We start from the raw sequence: 18,632 nt of genomic DNA on the forward strand, positions 1-18,632 counted from the left end.
TCCTCCTATTTCCCTGATAAGATTTCTTGCTCCATCATATTTATAATACTGAATATTTCGTCTTTTTTAGTTTTTAAAGCTGCCTTATTCACAATCATCCGAGCTGATATAGAGTGCATTTCCTCAAATACAATGAGTCCATTCTCTTGTAATGTTTTTCCTGTTTCAACAATATCTACAATTGCATCCGCCAATCCAAGAAGAGGAGCGATTTCTACAGAACCTTCTATTTTAATAATTTCTACATCCTCTCCCTTATCATGAAAATAAGTAGAAGTAATATGCGGGTATTTCGTAGCAATTCTTTTTTTTCGGTAACTCTTCGGATTATACGTAGGAATAGAAGCCACACAAAACTTACAAATCCCCACTCCTAAATCCAGCATCTCATAAATATCTTTCTCGTTTTCCATTAAAATATCTTTTCCAACGATGCCAATATCAGCTACCCCATGTTCTACATAAGTAGCAACATCAACCGCTTTTACTAAAATAAATGAAATATTTGTATTTTTACTTTGAAATACAAGCTTCCGACCTTTATTTTTGAGCTCGGAACAATCAATTCCAATCTGCTCAAAAAGTGGAATGACATGTTTTTCTAATCTTCCTTTCGTTAACGCAATTTGAATGTTACGCATGAAGCCTCTCCTTCTTTCTGGACTACCCATTTCTCATTCCATACATATTCCACTAAGTATTCATTCTTTGCCTCAACGACCGTTCCTATTTTATTTTTTCTTGCGAATTGAAGGGTATCGCTTAAATTAGAGAATAGAGATAACCAAGCATTTTTCCCATCCTTTCGAAGTAAATTTCGTAGCCTTTCTGCTTCCGCTAATCTATTTAACTCATAATGAATCACAATATCAATTTGATTTCGTTCATATGGTTCTTGCTGCTCTTGCAGCGCCTTCACAATTTGATTTACTTGTACCGCGAGTCCAACAGCTGGCAGCATTTCTCCAAAATTGCCAATTAGCTCATCGTATCTTCCGCCACTAACGATTTCTTCTCCAATTTCATATATATATCCTTTGAAAATAACACCCGTATAGTAATCTAAGTGTTGAATCATGCCCAAATCAATTGATATGTAAGAACCATATCCTAACGTTTCAATTGTTTCATACATTTCTTTTATTCTTGCAATTGCCATTTTCATTTCATTACTTGAAGCAAGCTTTTCTGCTTCCTCAATAACTTCTAAATTTCCAAATAGCCTTGGCAATTTCTCAAGTAACCTTACTGTCTCATCGCATCGATTTAATTTCTTTTCTCCGATAAAATTTGAGAGGGCTGCATAATTTTTACTTTCTATATACGTTCTAAGTACCCTTTCTTCTTCATCATGGATGGAGAGTTTTTTTACAATACATTTATATAACTGTACTTGCCCAATCTCAATTGTAAAAGATTGCACCTTCAACTTTTGAAGTGCTTGAATGACACTTATTACACATTCAATTTCAGCTCTTACATTATCAATCCCGATAACTTCAATACCACTTTGTACGATTTCATTATATTTTCCAGAATGGGATTCATTCGCTCGAAATACATTCCCGCTATACGTCACTTTAAGTGGCGTATCCCATCTCTGTGTTCCAATAACTCTCGCTAAAGGAATTGTCATATCTGGACGTAAAACGATAATCCTTCCCTTTTCATCAAAAAATTTATACATCTTCTCTTCATCTATCGGTCTATTTTGAAATGCAAAAACGTCATAAAATTCAATTGTAGGTGTTCTTATTTCTTCATAACCTCTCTCTAAAAAAGTAAGCCTTAATTTTTGTTCTACTTCTTCAATTAACGTACATTCTTCGAATAAATAATCTCTCGTTCCATTCGGATTTGCCCGTTTCCATTTTGTCATCTAAATTTTCACACCTTTCCCCTTCTAATGTATGCCTATTTCATTCCCCTAAGCCGAAAATAAAAAGAGCCTTGTAGACAAAATACCTACAAGGCTCTTCAGTAGAGTGTAGGTACAACGGGAATAACCCTTGTACCTACACGTTTTCACGCTAGGTTCAAGGGTTTCATGTATGATGATGTAGTTGTGTAAGCATTGTAATAGATTGCACGATATTCATAATACTTACTCCCTTTCTCCTCTGATTTTCACATAGTATATAACAGTTAATTTTGAATGTAAATACATTTTTAATATTCCGTCATTTTTTTAATGTAAAGCCACTTTTCTTTCATACTCTTTTATTTCTTGTTCATATTGCATTGTAATACTAATTTCATCTAAACCATTTAATAACTTCTCTTTCCACATTTTCTCGATTGTAAAATGGAATCTATGCGTATTCGTTGTCATTATTTCATTTTCTAAATCAACTATGATTTGTTCTCTCGCATCTGTTTTAGCAAGTTGTTCACGCATATCTTTATCCATTACAATCGGTAACATGCCATTTTTCATACAATTCATATAAAAGATATCGGCAAATCCTCCAGCGATAATAACGCGGAAACCATAATCAGCAAGTGCCCATGGAGCATGTTCTCTTGACGAGCCACATCCAAAATTATCGCCTGTGATTAATATACTGGCTCCTTTTCTTTCTTGTGCATTAAGCGGGAAATTAGGGTTTTCTTGGCGATTATTATCATATCGCCACTCATCAAATAAAAACTTCCCAAACCCAGTTCTTTCAATTCTCTTTAAATATTGCTTCGGAATAATTTGATCTGTATCAATGTTATCATTCATCAGTACTGCGGCAGTACCTTTATGAATACGAAATGGCTCCATCATAACTCTCCTTTCTAATATCAACAAAATGACCATATAACGCAGCCGCTGCCGCCATTGCAGGGCTAACTAAATGCGTTCGTGCTCCCTTTCCTTGTCTTCCTTCAAAATTGCGATTTGACGTAGAGGCACAATGTTCCCCTTCAGGCACTTGATCTGGATTCATACCTAGACACATTGAGCATCCGGGCTCTCTCCATTCAAATCCAGCTTCTTCAAATATGCGATGTAATCCTTTATGCATTGCTGCTTCTCTTACCCTTTGAGATCCAGGTACAACAAGTGCTCGCACACCTTCTTTTACTTTTTTACCTTTCACGACAGATGCAGCAATTTCTAAGTCAGAAAGCCTGGAATTTGTACAAGATCCAATGAAAACATGTTGAACTGGAATGTCATACGTACTTTGTCCGGGACTCAATCCCATATAAGAAAACGCTCTTTCGTCATTTGCATCATGCTTTTCTGGCAATTTCTCATCGATCCGAACACCCATACTAGGATTTGTTCCCCACGTAACGTACGGTGCTAAATCCGTAACATCTACTAGAATATGCAAATCATAAACTGCATCTAAATCTGTATAAAGTTCTGACCATTTTTTCTTAATAGATTCATAGTCTTTCGGTGCATATTTACGCCCTTTTACGTAAGCAACCGTTTTTTCATCTGGTGCAATAATGCCAGCCTTTGCTCCCCCTTCAATTGCCATATTGCAAAGCGTCATCCTCTCTTCCATATCCATAGCATGAATGGCCTCTCCGTAAAATTCCATTACGTAACCTGTTCCAACTGCTACTCCGTACTTTGAAAGAAGGTGTAAAATAATATCTTTCGCATAAACACCTTGCGGTAACTTTCCTTTTAACTCAATGCCCATCGCTTTCGGCTTTCGTTGCCATAACGTTTGCGTCGCCAATACATGTTCCACTTCACTCGTACCAATACCAAACGCTAGTGCGCCAAAAGCACCGTGTGTTGCTGTATGACTATCACCACAAACAATCGTTTTTCCTGGCTGTGTGAGTCCAAGTTCTGGTCCTATTACATGAACGATCCCTTGCTCTTCATCTCCGATATCCGCTAATGGCACCTGAAATTGTTTACAGTTTTCCCGAAGTGTATCTAGTTGCTGCTTCGCAATGCGGTCGGTAATATTCCAAACATCTTTCGTTGGAATATTATGATCCATCGTTGCAAATGTTAAATCTGGTCTGCGGACTGTTCGATTTGTAAGCCGCAAGCCTTCAAAGGCTTGCGGTGACGTTACTTCATGAACAAGATGTAGATCGATATATAATAAATCCAATCCATTTTCATTAGTCGCAACTACATGTCTTTCCCAAAGCTTATCTAGTAACCTTTTCCCCATTATCTTCCTCTCCCTACTAACGCTTGCTCTTCCATTTCTTGAATAACTGCCTTTGTAAATGAAGTTGTCGTTTCAGTCCCCCCGATATCTGCTGTACATTTTCCTGATTTAAGGACTGCAGAAACTGCTTCTTCAATTGCATATCCTTCTCTCGTTAATCCGAACGATTGCCCAAGCATCATTGCAACAGAACGCATCATCGCAATTGGATTCGCCTTATTTTTCCCCGCAATATCCGGTGCTGATCCGTGAATAGGCTCGTATAATGAAGGCCCCTTTTCAGCGTGACTTGCTGATGGAAGCATTCCTAATGATCCAGCTAATACTGAAGCCTCATCACTTAAAATATCACCAAATAAATTTTCCGTTACAATAACGTCAAATCTTCCTGGATTCCGAATTAATTCCATAGCTGCTGCATCTACTAAAATGTGTTCTACTTCCACATTTGGGTAGCGAAGTGCTACTTCTTCTGTCACAGTTCTCCATAATTTACTAGACTCTAAAACATTCGCTTTATCAATAGATGTTACTTTTTTCTTCCTCTTATTCGCTAATTGAAAAGCATACGAAACGATACGTTCAATTTCATGGCGATGATACGTAAGTGTATCTGTCGCCACTTCTTCCGTTCGCTCTTTCGGATAAGAAAAATAAATTCCGCCTGTTAATTCACGAACGACAACGAAATCAATTTCATCAGCGTTTTTTAATGGTGATAAATGTGCAGTTGCACTTTCTACCGTTACAGGGCGAACATTCGCAAATACACCGAGTCCTTTTCTTAATGCTAATAATCCTTTCTCAGGCCTTTCTTTCGCACTATCCCACCTTGGTCCACCTACTGCTCCAAGTAAAACCGCATCACTCGCTAAACAGGCGGCAAGTGTTCGCTGTGGTAATGGTTGCCCAGTTAAATCGATAGCAACACCACCAAAGTACTCATCTTGCAAATGAAAATGATGTCCATATAGCCTTTCTACCATATGCAATACTTCCTTCGCACTTTCCATTACTTCTGGACCAACACCATCACCAGCTAAACAAACGATACGTTTTTCCATTTTTAACACTCCTTTTAACTGAATTTTCAGAACTTTAATTTGATAGGTGAGGAAAGCTTCTCTCACCTATCAAATATTTATTTCACAAGCGCTATAAGAGATTTTAATTTCCCTGCTGCATGGACATAAGCTCTCGCCGACGCTTCCAATACGTCTTGCGCAACTCCGAAACCTGATATTTGGTGACTACCTTCTTTTAATTCAACATGAACGTGAGCAAGTGCATCTTGACCTTGTGTAATAGATTGTATGCGATAATCTGCCAATTCACATTCTAATCCTAAAATTCTTTGAATCGCATTGTATATCGCTTCAATACTACCAGAACCAGTGGCTGCATCTTCATATACATTTCCTTCCTCATCCTTCAGCACAACTGTTGCGCATTGTGTACTATTTGATACGAAATGCACTTGTAATTGCATAATGTTATATTGCTGAGCTGCAAATGCTGCTTCACCAAGCATAAGTGCGCGTAAATCTTCTTCAGTAATTTCCTTTTTACGATCAGCCAACTTTTTAAATGCTTCGAATGCCGCATCTCGCTCTTCATTTGTAAATTCATAACCAAGCTCTTTCATTTTTTCCGTAAACGCATGACGGCCAGAATGTTTCCCAAGTACAAAGAGATTTTGAGATTCTCCTATAAGCGCTGGTTCGATAATTTCATAAGTTGTTACTTCTTTTAAAACCCCGTCTTGGTGAATGCCCGATTCATGAGCAAATGCATTCGCTCCAACGATTGCTTTATTTTTCGGTACAACCATACCCGTTAACCTGCTTACTAATATACTCGTCGCCTTAATTTCTTTTAAAGTCATTGAAGGCTCTGCTTTATAAAAATCTTTTCTAATATGAAGAGCTACCGCAACTTCTTCTAACGCTGCATTCCCTGCTCTTTCTCCAATGCCATTAATCGTTCCTTCTACTTGCAATGCTCCTCCTTCAACCGCAGCTAACGAATTTGCTACTGCCATACCAAGATCATCGTGACAATGACAAGAAAAAATCGCTTTTTCATATGATGGAACGGATTCTTGTAAGTATTTAAAAAGAGAATAATACTCTTCTGGATTCGTATATCCAACTGTATCCGGAATATTAATTACATTCGCTCCTGCTCGAATTGCAATTTCTACTGCTTCAGCTAAAAATGCTCTCGATGTTCTTGTCGCATCTTCTGCAGAAAATTGTACTGTCGGAAATAATGATTTTCCAAGCGTAACCGAGCGATGAATACTATTTAACACATCTTCTTTTGACATACAAAGTTTATATTTCATATGAATATCACTCGTAGCTAAAAATACGTGTAGACGAGGAGATACAGCACCTTTCACAGCTTCATATGCTCTTCGAATGTCACTTTCTTTCGCTCTAGCTAAACTCATAACCGTAGCATTTTGAATTGTATTCGCAATACGTTTTACCGATTGAAAGTCACCTTCGGAAGCTGCCGCGAATCCAGCTTCCATTACATGAATACCAAGCCTCTCTAATTGCCTAGCAATTTGTAATTTCTCTTGTTCATTTAAATTTACTCCTGGTGATTGTTCGCCATCACGAAGCGTTGTATCCATGAACAAAACCTGCTTCATATTATTTAACCCCTACCTTTACTCGCGGCTGTACGAAAGGCATCATTTCACGTAATTTACGTCCAACTACTTCGATTTCATGTTTATTCTCTTTCTCATTTGTCGCATGGAAATTTGGTCTTCCTGCTTTATGCTCTGCAATCCAGCCTCTTGCAAATGTACCATCTTGAATTTCTGCTAATACTGCCCCCATCGCTTTCTTCGTATCTTCAGTAACAACGCGTGGTCCTGATACGAAGTCTCCCCACTGCGCTGTATCTGAAACTGAATATCTCATATTTTCAAGTCCACCTTCGTACATAAGGTCAACGATTAGCTTCAGTTCATGTAAACATTCAAAATATGCAAGTTCAGGCTGATATCCTGCATCAACTAACGTTTCAAACCCTGCTTTTACAAGTGCAGTCACTCCGCCGCAGAGTACAGCTTGCTCTCCAAATAAATCTGTTTCTGTTTCTTCTTTAAACGTCGTTTCTAGTACACCAGCTCTCGTTGCTCCAATTCCGTCAGCATAAGAAAGTGCTTTTTCAGTCGCAACTCCTGTTGCATCTTGATATACTGCAAATAATGCAGGAACAGCCCCGCCCTCGGCGAACGTACGGCGTACGAGATGCCCCGGTCCTTTTGGCGCTACTAGAAATACATCTACATTAGCTGGTGGTTTTACTTGATCAAAGTGAACATTAAATCCATGTGCGAACACGAGGGAGTTTCCAGCCTGTAAATTTGGTGCAATTTCAGCTTCATATACTTCTGGTTGTAATTCATCAGGCAGTAGAATCATTACTACATCAGCTTTTTCCGCTGCTTCTGCTACTGTATATACAGAAAATCCATCTTCATTCGCTTTATTCCAAGACTTACCTTTTCTTAAACCTACTACTACATCAAATCCGTTATCACGTAAATTTTGCGCATGTGCATGACCTTGCGAGCCATATCCGATGATTGCTACTTTCTTTTCCTTTAATACATTTACTGTTACATCTTTCTCATAATAAACTTTTGCCATTTTCATTTCCCCCTATATTTAAATGATTATTGAATTAACATAACTTGCTTATCTTGTTTTTTCATACTACGTGTAAATGCTGTTACACCTGTTCTAGCAATTTCTTTCAAACCGTATGGACGAAGTAATTCAATTAACGCTTCTACTTTGTCTTGCGTACCTGTTACTTGCACAACTATGGAATCCTTCCCAACATCTATTACAGCGGCTCGAAACGGTTCAATTAAACTATATAATTCTGCCCTCGCTACAGAAGTTGCTACTTTAATAAGAGCAAGCTCTCTAGCAATCATCGCTTCTTCTGTAATATCTGATACTTTCAGTACGTCAATTTGCTTATGCAGTTGTTTAATTAACTGCTCCACTTGCTGTTCACTTTCAACGTGTACAACAATCGTCATTCGCGATATATCTGATGATTCTGTATGACCTACTGAAATACTTTCAATATTAAAATGTCTTCGTGTCATAACCCCTGTAATTCGGTTTAAAACACCACTTTGATTTCGAACTGTCGCTGTAACAATTCTCTTCACCCTTTTTCCACTCCCTCCATTTGGTGAACACCTTTTCCTGGCGCAACCATCGGCATAACCTTCTCTGATTGAAGTACACGACAATCAATTACGACTGGCTCTTGTAATTCAATAACATGCTGGATTTGCTTCTTTGCAAGAAGTGGATCGTCAATACGAACACCTTTTATGCCATATGCATTCGCAAGAGCGACGAAATCTGGTTGGCATGGTAATAAAGAATGTGAATATCTTTGATTGTAAAATTCATCTTGCCATTGTCTTACCATTCCTAAAGCTTCATTATTTAAAATAAATACTTTAACGGGTAAAGCGTGTTCTTTTAATACACTTAATTCTTGTAGAGTCATTTGAAACCCAGCATCACCAACAATTGCAATAACTAATTCTTCAGGCTTTGCAATTTGCGCACCGATTGCTGCTGGAAATCCAAACCCCATCGTTCCTAATCCACCAGAAGTTACCCATTTATCTGGATTTTTCAGCGGATAATATTGGGCTGCCCACATTTGGTGTTGCCCAACGTCTGTTGTTACAATCGCTTCTCCCTTCGTAATTTCATATAACATATCAATTGCGTATTGGGGCTTAATACTTTCAGAATTTCTTTTATAAGAGAATGGATATTGTTCTTTTCTCCCCTTTAATAAAGTGATCCATTCATGATGATTTTCTTTTCCCCCTTCTGGTTCAAGTAATACTTCCAATGCCCGCTTAGCACTTGCAACAATAGGAATTTCAGTTGGCACATTTTTCCCGATTTCTGCTGGATCGATATCGATATGCGCAACAGTAGCCCCTTTAGCAAAATAAGCTAAATTCCCTGTAAGCCGATCATCAAATCTCGCGCCTATATTAATGAGTAAGTCACATTCATATAACGCCATATTGGCTGTATAAGAACCATGCATTCCTCCCATCCCTAGAAATAGTTCATCATCTGGTGGAAAACCACCAAGACCAAGTAATGTATGCACAACAGGGATTTCATATTTACGAGCAAAATTTGTCAATTCTTTCGAAGCTTTCGCATGCAATATACCCGCTCCAGCTAAAATTAACGGTTTTTTTGCGGTTTCAATTACTTTGAGTAATTTGTTTATTTGAAGTAGATTCGGTTCATAATTAGGGTTATATCCCGGTAAATCCATTTGTACATTGCTACATTGCTCACCTTTCTCGACTACCATATCTTTCGGAAGGTCAATAACGACTGGTCCTGGTCTTCCAGTTTTAGCAATATGAAATGCTTCTTTAATAATTCGAGGTAAATCTGAGGCCTTTCGCACTTGATAGTTATGTTTTGTCACTGGCATCGTAAGTCCCATAATATCTGCCTCTTGAAAAGCATCGCTCCCAATTAACGTTGTTGCTACTTGGCCTGTAAATACTACAAGTGGCAATGAATCAATCATCGCATCAGCTAGACCCGTAATTACATTTGTAGCACCTGGCCCACTCGTTGCAATTACAACCCCTGGATGCCCTGTAATTCTGGCATACCCTTCAGCAGCGTGAATTGCCCCTTGCTCATGCCTTGTTAAAATATGCGGAATTTCACAATCATACAATGCATCATAGAGAGGTAAAACGGCACCACCCGGATAACCGAAAATCACTTCTACGCCTTCCTTTTCTAGCGCTTCTAACAATAGCTGTGCACCAGTTGCCAGTTTCTCTTCCGTTTTTGAAGACATTGTTCTTATAAGCCCCCTTTTTCAAACTTTTATACAATAAAAAAATCCTACGTCCACACTCCAGCTATGTGCTGAAGGGACGAAAGATTTCGCGGTACCACCCTTCTTCGCAAGAATACTCTTGCCTCAGTGATCCATAAATGGATCTAGCTAATAACGGAGCTACCGTCTAAGCCTAGACAAATGCTTTAGCTTAGCACTCAAGGGCGATGTTCGTCGACGTGAACCATCGGTTTTCAGCAACCACCGACTCTCTGTGAGGCTTCACAATCAACTACTCCTCCCTATCAACGCTTTCTTATGTTAAAAAAGTTGTTATCCAACTTTATTTTCTTCGTAAATTTTCTCTCCATCTTCTACAACTAACTTACGAAACTCTTTTAATAAACGGTTCGTATGTGGACCTGTTTGCCCTAAGCCAATCGTTCTACCATCTACTGTCGTAACAGCAATCACTTCAGCAGCTGTTCCTGTTAAAAACACTTCATCAGCTACATATACATCATGTCTTGTAAATAACTCTTCTCTTACGTCATACCCAAGTTTTTCGCCGATTTCTAAAATGGCGTTTCGTGTAATACCTTCTAACGCTCCAGCAGAACTTGGTGGTGTAATTAATTTATTTCCTTTAACAATAAACACGTTATCTCCTGATCCTTCAGCTACATATCCTTGATCATTTAACATAAGTGCTTCTTGTACTCCAGCTAATTTCGCTTCAATACGAACTAAAATATTGTTTAAGTAATTTAAAGATTTTACTTGAGGGGATAAAACATCGGGACGATTTCGGCGCGTTGCAACTGTTACAACTGGAATCCCTTTCTCATAATATTCTTGTGGGAATAAAGATAATTGTTCTGCAATTACTACTACATTCGGCTTCTTACATGAATCGGGATCCAATCCAAGATTTCCTGCTCCTCTTGATACAACAAGGCGAATGTATCCATTAGATAATTTATTTTGTCGAATCGTCTCAACAACAATATTTGTTACTTCATCTAATGAATATGGAATTTCTAAAAGGATTGATTTTGCTGATTCATACAGCCGGACAAGATGCTCTCTCAAACGGAAAACATTACCGCTATAAACTCTAATTCCTTCAAACACTCCATCGCCATATAAATAGCCATGATCATATACTGAAACTTTTGCCTCATCTTTTGGAACAAATTCTCCATTTAAGAAAATCCATTGCTCATTCACTAGAAGCGCCTCCTATGTTCTATGAATTTTTTATTGTTTCCTAGTTTACTCTCCTTTCTAAATAAATCAAGTGAATTTTTAGAAAATTTATAATTTTTAATCATACGTACTTCTTTGCTTATACTGATTTAACAACATTGTTAACGTTTACAAAAAGTCAAAAAATTTTTTTCGCCAATTTCCACTAAAAAAATATTTGTTTAAAAGAAGGATTTTCATCAATTGATACGAATCTATTGTATTCAATAAACGGACGTCCGATTTTATAAATCCGGGGATATATAACGACTTTTGCTGAAAAAGGGGGAAAATAACAAAAATAGCGCTGTCTAAAAATAACATTCATATTTTTCATTTCGTAATCATAATCCTATTTTTAAAAAACAATTTGTCAAAATAAAGGAGGAAATAAATATGGCGTGTGTACAAATTAAAGGAACGAGACAAGAGGTAGTAGAAATGCTGCAATTATTTGATCTAATGGATACGAAAGGTTTTTGTAAATTCGATAATTACGTAGAGGTAGAACCAAATACGAAAGAACATAATCATTTTATTGCTTCAATCGACATCCATTCAAATACTTCTTCAGCACAAGATACATTAAACGATCAATTCGTTAGTCAAATGCTTACTGGCGTATATAACGACTAAACAAAGATTTACTTCCTACCGTCTTTTCATAAATATATGCAGTGAACTTGAGCATACTAGCAATTAGATGGTAGGAGGTGATAATTATGGCTAGAATTGGCGTTGAAAACTCATTAACAGACGTTCAACAAGCTCTTCAACAACAAGGTCATGAAGTTGTTACACTTAACTCAGAACAGGATGCACAAGGGTGTGATTGTTGCGTTGTAACTGGGCAAGATTCTAATGTGATGGGCATTGCAGATACATCAATTAAAGGATCAGTCATTACAGCTCACGGTTTAACAACGGATGAAATTTGTCAACAAGTTGAAAGTCGCACTTAAAAAATGCAAGAGGACCCCTTTTAAAAGGAGTCCTCTTTTTTATATTCACCTAACGGGAAAGTAACATATACTGGATGAAAGCCCTACCTCTCTCTCATCATTACGGTTCCACTGACCGCTCCTTGATTCACTAGTATACATATATAGCTTACAAATACAATTTATAGGGTTTGTTCACAAAAGTTGTTGATAAAATTACCCGATCTTTCGCAAACTTTTCGTATTGCATTCATAAGAGATATTTACTTTACACTAGCTGTAACCGAGACACGAATTAAAATTTTAACACCAATACAATAACTTGTCAACTTTTTTCCGCAAATTAAAAACAGACATTAACGGTTTGTCTGTTTTAAAATGGAGCTTTTTCTTTTATTACATATACAACAAAGCCACTTACTAACATAAATAAGCCAACTACTAAGTTTTTGATATTAATCATAAATTCCTCTCCCTTATTCCACACATCATATATATTTACATTTCAATTATTCCGATCATCCTAAAGCGCACTTTTTCTAATATATCATAATTCCTAAAAAATGCAAGTTCACTTTTGACGACCATTCACAAATTTATCTACAGTGCTTGGTACAGTATTTAAGGCCTTTTCAATTAAATGTGTACTGCTGTTGAGATGTAATACTTGCACCCCATTAGAACCAACTACTAAAAAAGCTACTGGACTAATGGAAACCCCAGCCCCGCTTCCTCCTCCAAATGGATGCCCTTGTTTGTTCTCTTTATGCTGATTTTGCCCACCGTTATGTTTTTCAGTGATGAAATCCCCTTTAAAATCACTTCCACCAGCTCCAAAACCAAAAGCCACTTGAGATACTGTTAATACTACATTTCCGTCAGCTGTTGAAACCGGGCTCCCAACAATTGTATTTACATCTACCATCTCTTTTAAATTTGTCATTGCCGTTTTCATTAAATTTTCAATTGGATGTTCCATTATGTATTGCACCCTTTCCTCATTATTCCTTTTTATATTTTCCAAAATAGAGGAAGTCATACTAACTTTTCCTATTTTAAAAAAACATTTTCCTTCTTTTAAAAGATACTACTCCCTGTACATGCTCCGGTATAGTGAAACTTTAATCAGTGGGATGTGTACGTAGCTCGACTCCCACAAATAGCGGGATAAAAAAGAAAAAGAGATACATACTACTATTGAACCTTGTTATGAAAGGAGTCATGACTTTGACTGAGAAATTTGATGATTATAAAAAAAGAGATAGAATAGATAGTGATTATAGTGACTATAAAGAAGAGTACGCCGCTGAGGTCGCACCACAACGCATTGATTATGATTACGATGATAAAGACGATAAAGATGTTGTAAAATCGTCCGCTGCTGGATCAACTGCTGGTTTTATCGCTCTTGCGCTATCTATCTTATCGCTATTTACATTTCCAACACTATTTGGTCTTGTTTCTGTTTTACTCGGTATTTACGCTTATAATCGCGGAGCTACTGTAACTGGCGGTATCGCTGCAGTTGTCGGTGGAATTGCTGCACTTATCGCAATTTTATTCCGAGTAGCACTTATTGGTCTATTGTTCTCCCTGTTCTAAAAAAGAAAAAGGTATCTCGCTTAACGCGGGATACCTTATCCTGTAAACACATCTTCCGATGGATATTTTATTTTTTGTTTTGCTGGTCGCGCTAAAGAGAACACAAGTGTTAATGGTCCAATTAATCCGCAGAACATAACAAACATAATAATACATTTTCCGAATGCCGATAGCTGTGCAGTAATTCCCATCGTTAATCCGACTGTGCCAAACGCTGATATTGTCTCAAATAATAATTGAATAAAGCTGAAGTTTTCTGTAAGCATTAATATGAATACCGCTGCTAAAATAAGTATTTGACTGGCAACAGCAATCGCTAAGGCCCTCGTTACTGTCGACATTTTAATTGTACGCTGAAATAAAACAATTTCCTCCTTTTTTCTAAAGAAAGAAAGGACAGATGTAATTAAGATAACAAACGTCGTTAATTTAATTCCTCCACCTGTTGATACACTTCCTGCACCAATAAACATTAAAATCATCGTAAATAATATAGATGATTCTTCCATACCTCCATAGTCAACCGTATTAAATCCAGCTGTCCGCGGAGTAATACCTTGAAAGAAGGAAGCCCATAGTTTTTCATTTAAAGATAAATTCCCTAACGTCTTCACATTATTATATTCCAATACAAAAATCACAATCATTGCTATAACATTTAGTACTACTGTTCCAATAATCATTATTTTTGAGTGAAGTGATAATTTTCGAAAACTGCGACTATACCATATATCAATTAATACGGTAAAACCGAGTCCACCAATTACAATTAAAGAGCAAATCCCAATATTAATAATGGGATCCCCTACATATCTTGTTAAATTATCTGGCCATAAAGCAAACCCTGCATTATTATAAGATGCAATTACATGAAAAATACTATAGTATAAACCTTTTCCAAAACCAAACTCTGGAATAAAGCGAAACGATAAAAAGATGACCCCAATAAGTTCAATACAAATCGAAAATATAAAGACACGTTTTACTAATTTTACAAGACCACCTATATTTGTTTGATTAAATGCTTCTCCAATTAATAAACGATGGCGTAATCCAATTTTTTTACCTAGTACCCAAACAATTAAAATGGCAATTGTCATAAGGCCTAGACCACCTGTTTGAATTAAAAACATAATAACAATTTCGCCAAACATCGTAAATGTACTTGCTGTATCCACTACTCCCAAACCAGTTACGGTCGCTGCTGACGTTGCTGTAAAGAAAGCATCTACCCAACTAATATGTACTTTCGTTGCGAATGGTAATTTTAATAACAAACCGCCAACCACAATTAAGCAGAAAAAGCCTAATGCTAATATTTGTGGTGGGTTTAATCGTATAAGACGATTATACAGCCCTTGTTTTTTTGTTACGTCCATATCACTAACTCCCTTATTAAAGTGAAGCTTCCCCTCATACAATAAAAAGCTTTTTAAAAGCCCTTAAATAATTGGGACAAACCTTATATTCTCATAATATAGTTGAGCATAATCTTTTTTTTCATAGATTACAACTTTTATTTATATTCAGATTCCTTTTCGTTTTATGCTGGAAAACTCTATATCCTAATTCTATATTGCTAGCAATAACAATTTCATATGTACTATCTTTCAAATTCCCATATCTTTCACTCTATGTTCACATAGAGGTCACATCCACCTTTTATAGTATATGTATCGAAGCTGTTCCTCCCTAATTTATAAGACATTCCCCAGTGTCTTTGAATAGCTTCCATCCCTAATTAAATTGACATAAATTGTCCCCTTCCATTGACCATCTTATAAATGATGGTCTTATTTTTTGTTTGCTTTATCTTTTATTCCGCTATTTGTGGGCAATAAACGCCCGATTGGTTAAGGCTAATAATCAACAGGGGATGAACAAAAAACACTCATTAAATTTTCATTTTATTTAAAACTCCCTCTCTCTTTCACTCTATATTCACACAGAGGTCACATCTATCTTTTATAGTATATGTATCGAAGTTGTTCCTCCCTAATTTATAAGACATTCCCCAGTGTCTTTGAACAGCTTCCAGCCCTAATTAAATTGACATAAATTGTCCCCTTCCTTGACCATCTTATAAATGATGGTCTTATTTTTTTGTCTTTCTATCTTTTATTTAAAACTCCCTCTCTCTTTCACTCTATGTTCACACAGAGGTCACATCTACCTTTTATAGTATATGTATCGAAGTTGTTCCTCCCTAATTTATAAGACATTCCCCAGTGTCTTTGAACAGCTTCCATCCCTAATTAAATTGACATAAATTGTCCCCTTCCTTGACCATCTTATGTGATGGTCTTATTTTTTTGTCTTTCTATCTTTTATTTAAAACTCCCTCTCTCTTTCACCCTATGTTCACATGAGAGTCACACCTACCTTTTATAGTATATGTATTGAAGTTGTTCCTCCCTAATTTATAAGACATTCCCCAGTGTCTTAAAGCAACTTCCATCCCTAATTAAATTGACATAAATTGTCCCCTTCCCTAGACCATCCTATGTGATGGTCTATTTTATTTTCCAAACACAAAATCAGTCTATCTACACCTAAAAATCAAAAAATTCAGAAAATATTGTCAAATTAGGTATTTTTTCGGTATAATTGCTTTAGAAAGAAATTTCGCAAAAACAAAAGGGGGATTTTATTGAAACAAACAAAAGCAATCTTAATCGCATTATTTCTAGGTCTAGTTGTTGGACTCACTCTAAATTTAGCTGCTCCATCTATCTTTGAGCCACTAAATCAATATGTGTTCAACCCAATTGGTCAATTATTTATTCGACTTATTAAAATGCTAGTTGTTCCTGTTGTGTTTATTTCTATCGTACTTGGTGCTGCCGGCCTTGGAGATCCGAAACAACTTGGAAGAATCGGTTTAAAATCAATTTCATTCTTTCTCGTAACAACTGCGGTTGCCATCTCTATAGCGGTTACATTTGCACTTATTATAAAACCAGGAGCTGGCGGTAATTTTAAAACAGAAGGTCTTAAGTATGAAGGTGCAAAAACTGAAACATCTTTCGTTGACACATTGCTAAATATCGTACCAGATAACCCAGCAAAAGCGATGGCTGACGGAAACATGTTACAAATCATTGCCTTTGCCGTATTGATTGGACTCGGTATAGCTATTTTAGGAAAACGAGTTCAAGGTATCCATTCATTACTTGAACAGGGCAACGAATTAATGATGTATCTTGTTAATCTCGTTATGAAATTAGCCCCAATTGGAACATTCGGTTTGCTCGCTTCATCCGTTGGTAAAATGGGGCTTGCAGGCGTCGCTGCGATGTTCAAGTATATGATTGTCGTTATGTTAGTACTCATTATTCACGGGGTCTTTGTATATGGTGGCTTATTAAAGATATTAGCAAAAGAAAGTATTGTTCGTTTCTTTAAACATTTCGGGCCAGTAATGGCAATTGGATTTAGTACATCTAGCTCTAATGCATCGCTTCCATTTGCAATGAAAACAGCACAAGATAAGCTTGGCGTTCCAAAAGCGATAAGCTCATTTGTACAACCACTAGGGGCAACTATTAATATGGATGGTACTGCCATTATGCAAGGAGTAGCCACTGTATTTATCGCTCAAGTATACGGAGTTGAACTTACATTACCGCAATTAGCTATGGTCGTATTAACTGCTGTACTCGCTAGTATCGGTACTGCTGGTGTACCTGGTGTTGGACTTGTAATGCTTACAATGGTTTTAAATCAAGTAAATCTACCAGTAGAAGGTATCGCTTTAATTATCGGTATTGACCGTATTCTAGATATGTCTAGAACAGCTGTAAACATTTCTGGCGATGCAATTTGCGCAATGATTGTCGCAAAATCAGAAGAAAAATATAATACGGATCAATCGGCAGCATCGTAAATCAAAAAAGGAGTGAATTAATTCACTCCTTTTTTGATTTACTCCCTTTTTTAGAACGATATTCTTTCCCTTTATTATCATTACCAGTTTCAAATTCAGTGCTAAATTCCTGATTAAACTGGCCGGACTTTGGTGATCCTTGATTACCGCTCCCTTTACTACCGTTACGATTCGTCATATTTCTCCCTCCCTTCCTTGTATTAGTAGTATGGCGCTCTATCTTTTTTCATACACATTTTATTTTTTAACATCTATTACACACGAAAGAAGACCTCCCATATATAAGGAAGACCTTCTATTTCATCACGTAAGCGTTTTCTTATTTATAATCACTTAAATAAGTTTTTTGGAAATTGAAATCATTACATTCATTTCATCTTCTGAAAGTGCAGAGAATCTTTCTTGTAAATATTGTTTTTTCGCATCTTCCATTTTCGCAACTAAATCTTTCCCTTGTTCTGTAATCTCTAAATACACAACTCGGCGATCTGATGTAGAACGTGAACGAGTTACAAAACCTTTATTAATTAATTTTTCTGTAACAGCTGTAATATGACTATTCGACACATTTAATTCATTTGCTACACGCGATACCATTTCTTTATTCGTACGATTTAATATTCTCAGAACGATGAATTCATTCCACGGTATGTAACCACCGAATATTTTTCCGATATCATTACGCAATGTGCGAAACATAGCAAACACATTTGTCGATAGTTCTTCCATTAATTGCTCTCGATTTTGAGACAACATTGACAGCTCCTTTTATTTCATTTAGTTAAATAAAAACCTTATTAATAATTTTACATGAAATCTTACTTTTTGTCATCTTATTTTCCCATAATTCGTAGTTTTTTAATATGTATTTCATGATAAAATGAAGTCAACTTCCAGAAAAAGGGGGATTTTAATGCGTGAGGA

The 18,632-nt window shown here is 36.6% G+C and carries 19 protein-coding genes and 1 other annotated feature; of the genes, 4 read left to right on the forward strand and 15 right to left on the reverse strand.

Annotated elements, in window-relative coordinates; translation table 11 throughout:
* Positions 1 to 5: 5 nt before the first annotated feature.
* The 10 genes from hisG to ilvE form a co-directional block, all read right to left on the reverse strand.
* Positions 6 to 641 carry an ATP phosphoribosyltransferase gene (gene hisG, locus ACS2CR_RS02380; RefSeq protein ID WP_001244485.1) on the reverse strand — a complete coding sequence of 212 codons (636 nt, stop codon included), beginning with the start codon at positions 639 to 641 and terminating at the stop codon, positions 6 to 8.
* Entirely contained in the window at positions 617 to 1,879 is a 1,263-nt protein-coding gene (locus tag ACS2CR_RS02385) for an ATP phosphoribosyltransferase regulatory subunit (protein ID WP_016109652.1), read from the reverse strand. Before ACS2CR_RS02385 ends, hisG begins: the two co-directional genes overlap by 25 nt.
* A 309-nt stretch (positions 1,880 to 2,188) precedes the next feature.
* Positions 2,189 to 2,770, reverse strand: a complete 582-nt coding sequence (leuD, locus tag ACS2CR_RS02390) for a 3-isopropylmalate dehydratase small subunit (protein WP_000433186.1) — start codon at positions 2,768 to 2,770, stop codon at positions 2,189 to 2,191.
* Positions 2,748 to 4,142 carry a 3-isopropylmalate dehydratase large subunit gene (leuC, locus tag ACS2CR_RS02395; protein WP_000518102.1) on the reverse strand — a complete coding sequence of 465 codons (1,395 nt, stop codon included), beginning with the start codon at positions 4,140 to 4,142 and terminating at the stop codon, positions 2,748 to 2,750. Before leuC ends, leuD begins: the two co-directional genes overlap by 23 nt.
* Positions 4,142 to 5,206, reverse strand: coding sequence for a 3-isopropylmalate dehydrogenase (gene leuB / locus ACS2CR_RS02400; RefSeq protein ID WP_000415384.1), 1,065 nt, complete (start codon positions 5,204 to 5,206; stop codon positions 4,142 to 4,144). Before leuB ends, leuC begins: the two co-directional genes overlap by 1 nt.
* Positions 5,207 to 5,283: 77 nt before the next feature.
* Positions 5,284 to 6,804 (reverse strand): 2-isopropylmalate synthase, encoded by a 1,521-nt coding sequence (leuA, locus tag ACS2CR_RS02405; protein WP_000815751.1) that lies wholly within the window; start codon positions 6,802 to 6,804, stop codon positions 5,284 to 5,286.
* 1 nt (position 6,805) lies between these two features.
* Positions 6,806 to 7,816 (reverse strand): ketol-acid reductoisomerase, encoded by a 1,011-nt coding sequence (ilvC, locus tag ACS2CR_RS02410; RefSeq protein WP_001151747.1) that lies wholly within the window; start codon positions 7,814 to 7,816, stop codon positions 6,806 to 6,808.
* 26 nt (positions 7,817 to 7,842) lie between these two features.
* On the reverse strand, positions 7,843 to 8,352 hold the full coding sequence (gene ilvN / locus ACS2CR_RS02415) for an acetolactate synthase small subunit (protein WP_000822952.1): 510 nt from the start codon (positions 8,350 to 8,352) through the stop codon (positions 7,843 to 7,845).
* Positions 8,349 to 10,049, reverse strand: coding sequence for an acetolactate synthase large subunit (gene ilvB, locus ACS2CR_RS02420; RefSeq protein WP_053512837.1), 1,701 nt, complete (start codon positions 10,047 to 10,049; stop codon positions 8,349 to 8,351). The genes ilvN and ilvB overlap by 4 nt, the downstream gene beginning before the upstream one ends.
* A gap of 72 nt (positions 10,050 to 10,121) precedes the next feature.
* Positions 10,122 to 10,349 (reverse strand) — a binding site (T-box leader).
* A 15-nt stretch (positions 10,350 to 10,364) separates the two neighbouring features.
* On the reverse strand, positions 10,365 to 11,261 hold the full coding sequence (gene ilvE, locus ACS2CR_RS02425) for a branched-chain-amino-acid transaminase (protein ID WP_001005487.1): 897 nt from the start codon (positions 11,259 to 11,261) through the stop codon (positions 10,365 to 10,367).
* Between the two features lie 414 nt (positions 11,262 to 11,675).
* On the opposite strand from ilvE, the gene ACS2CR_RS02430 reads away from it, so the two are divergent.
* Entirely contained in the window at positions 11,676 to 11,915 is a 240-nt protein-coding gene (locus ACS2CR_RS02430; RefSeq protein WP_000752512.1) for a DUF3911 family protein, read from the forward strand.
* Between the two features lie 86 nt (positions 11,916 to 12,001).
* Entirely contained in the window at positions 12,002 to 12,241 is a 240-nt protein-coding gene (locus ACS2CR_RS02435; RefSeq protein WP_000101022.1) for a YkuS family protein, read from the forward strand.
* Between the two features lie 352 nt (positions 12,242 to 12,593).
* Here the strand turns inward: ACS2CR_RS02435 and ACS2CR_RS02440 are convergent, their stop codons facing one another.
* A complete protein-coding gene (locus ACS2CR_RS02440; RefSeq protein WP_000608227.1) occupies positions 12,594 to 12,683 on the reverse strand; it encodes a hypothetical protein in 90 nt (29 codons plus the stop codon).
* Positions 12,684 to 12,791: 108 nt separating this feature from the next.
* Positions 12,792 to 13,259 (reverse strand): GerW family sporulation protein, encoded by a 468-nt coding sequence (ytfJ, locus tag ACS2CR_RS02445; protein WP_000204234.1) that lies wholly within the window; start codon positions 13,257 to 13,259, stop codon positions 12,792 to 12,794.
* A gap of 188 nt (positions 13,260 to 13,447) precedes the next feature.
* On the opposite strand from ytfJ, the gene ACS2CR_RS02450 reads away from it, so the two are divergent.
* Positions 13,448 to 13,822 carry a hypothetical protein gene (locus ACS2CR_RS02450; protein ID WP_000136535.1) on the forward strand — a complete coding sequence of 125 codons (375 nt, stop codon included), beginning with the start codon at positions 13,448 to 13,450 and terminating at the stop codon, positions 13,820 to 13,822.
* A 35-nt stretch (positions 13,823 to 13,857) separates the two neighbouring features.
* On the opposite strand, the gene ACS2CR_RS02455 is transcribed toward ACS2CR_RS02450, so the two are convergent.
* The gene (locus ACS2CR_RS02455; RefSeq protein WP_048568831.1) at positions 13,858 to 15,201 is read right to left on the reverse strand and encodes a TrkH family potassium uptake protein; all 1,344 of its coding nucleotides are present in this window, start codon (positions 15,199 to 15,201) and stop codon (positions 13,858 to 13,860) included.
* Positions 15,202 to 16,472: 1,271 nt separating this feature from the next.
* Between ACS2CR_RS02455 and ACS2CR_RS02460 the strand changes: the two genes are divergently transcribed.
* Complete coding sequence (locus ACS2CR_RS02460; RefSeq protein ID WP_000814807.1) at positions 16,473 to 17,708, forward strand: dicarboxylate/amino acid:cation symporter; 1,236 nt, start codon at positions 16,473 to 16,475, stop codon at positions 17,706 to 17,708.
* A 22-nt stretch (positions 17,709 to 17,730) separates the two neighbouring features.
* Here ACS2CR_RS02460 and ACS2CR_RS02465 read toward each other — a convergent pair whose 3' ends face one another.
* Entirely contained in the window at positions 17,731 to 17,886 is a 156-nt protein-coding gene (locus tag ACS2CR_RS02465; RefSeq protein ID WP_000184928.1) for a hypothetical protein, read from the reverse strand.
* Between the two features lie 155 nt (positions 17,887 to 18,041).
* Positions 18,042 to 18,461: a MarR family winged helix-turn-helix transcriptional regulator gene (locus ACS2CR_RS02470; RefSeq protein WP_000081432.1), complete on the reverse strand. Its 420-nt coding sequence runs from the start codon at positions 18,459 to 18,461 to the stop codon at positions 18,042 to 18,044.
* Between the last annotated feature and the right edge of the window lie 171 nt (positions 18,462 to 18,632).

Origin of the sequence: Bacillus cereus group sp. BceL291 (genome assembly GCF_051776705.1) — a bacterium.
GTDB lineage: Bacteria > Bacillota > Bacilli > Bacillales > Bacillaceae_G > Bacillus_A > Bacillus_A cereus.

Bases quoted from the DNA above. Each gene is read 5' to 3' on its own strand.
- ACS2CR_RS02455 (WP_048568831.1), bottom strand. From the start codon at position 15,201: ATGGACGTAACAAAAAAACAAGGGCTGTATAATCGTCTTATACGATTA.
- ACS2CR_RS02440 (WP_000608227.1), bottom strand. From the start codon at position 12,683: ATGATTAATATCAAAAACTTAGTAGTTGGCTTATTTATGTTAGTAAGT.
- leuA (WP_000815751.1), bottom strand. From the start codon at position 6,804: ATGAAGCAGGTTTTGTTCATGGATACAACGCTTCGTGATGGCGAACAA.
- hisG (WP_001244485.1), bottom strand. From the start codon at position 641: ATGCGTAACATTCAAATTGCGTTAACGAAAGGAAGATTAGAAAAACAT.
- ilvC (WP_001151747.1), bottom strand. From the start codon at position 7,816: ATGGCAAAAGTTTATTATGAGAAAGATGTAACAGTAAATGTATTAAAG.
- ACS2CR_RS02385 (WP_016109652.1), bottom strand. From the start codon at position 1,879: ATGACAAAATGGAAACGGGCAAATCCGAATGGAACGAGAGATTATTTA.
- ACS2CR_RS02430 (WP_000752512.1), top strand. From the start codon at position 11,676: ATGGCGTGTGTACAAATTAAAGGAACGAGACAAGAGGTAGTAGAAATG.
- ytfJ (WP_000204234.1), bottom strand. From the start codon at position 13,259: ATGACTTCCTCTATTTTGGAAAATATAAAAAGGAATAATGAGGAAAGG.
- ilvB (WP_053512837.1), bottom strand. From the start codon at position 10,049: ATGTCTTCAAAAACGGAAGAGAAACTGGCAACTGGTGCACAGCTATTG.
- leuB (WP_000415384.1), bottom strand. From the start codon at position 5,206: ATGGAAAAACGTATCGTTTGTTTAGCTGGTGATGGTGTTGGTCCAGAA.
- leuD (WP_000433186.1), bottom strand. From the start codon at position 2,770: ATGGAGCCATTTCGTATTCATAAAGGTACTGCCGCAGTACTGATGAAT.
- leuC (WP_000518102.1), bottom strand. From the start codon at position 4,142: ATGGGGAAAAGGTTACTAGATAAGCTTTGGGAAAGACATGTAGTTGCG.
- ACS2CR_RS02435 (WP_000101022.1), top strand. From the start codon at position 12,002: ATGGCTAGAATTGGCGTTGAAAACTCATTAACAGACGTTCAACAAGCT.
- ACS2CR_RS02465 (WP_000184928.1), bottom strand. From the start codon at position 17,886: ATGACGAATCGTAACGGTAGTAAAGGGAGCGGTAATCAAGGATCACCA.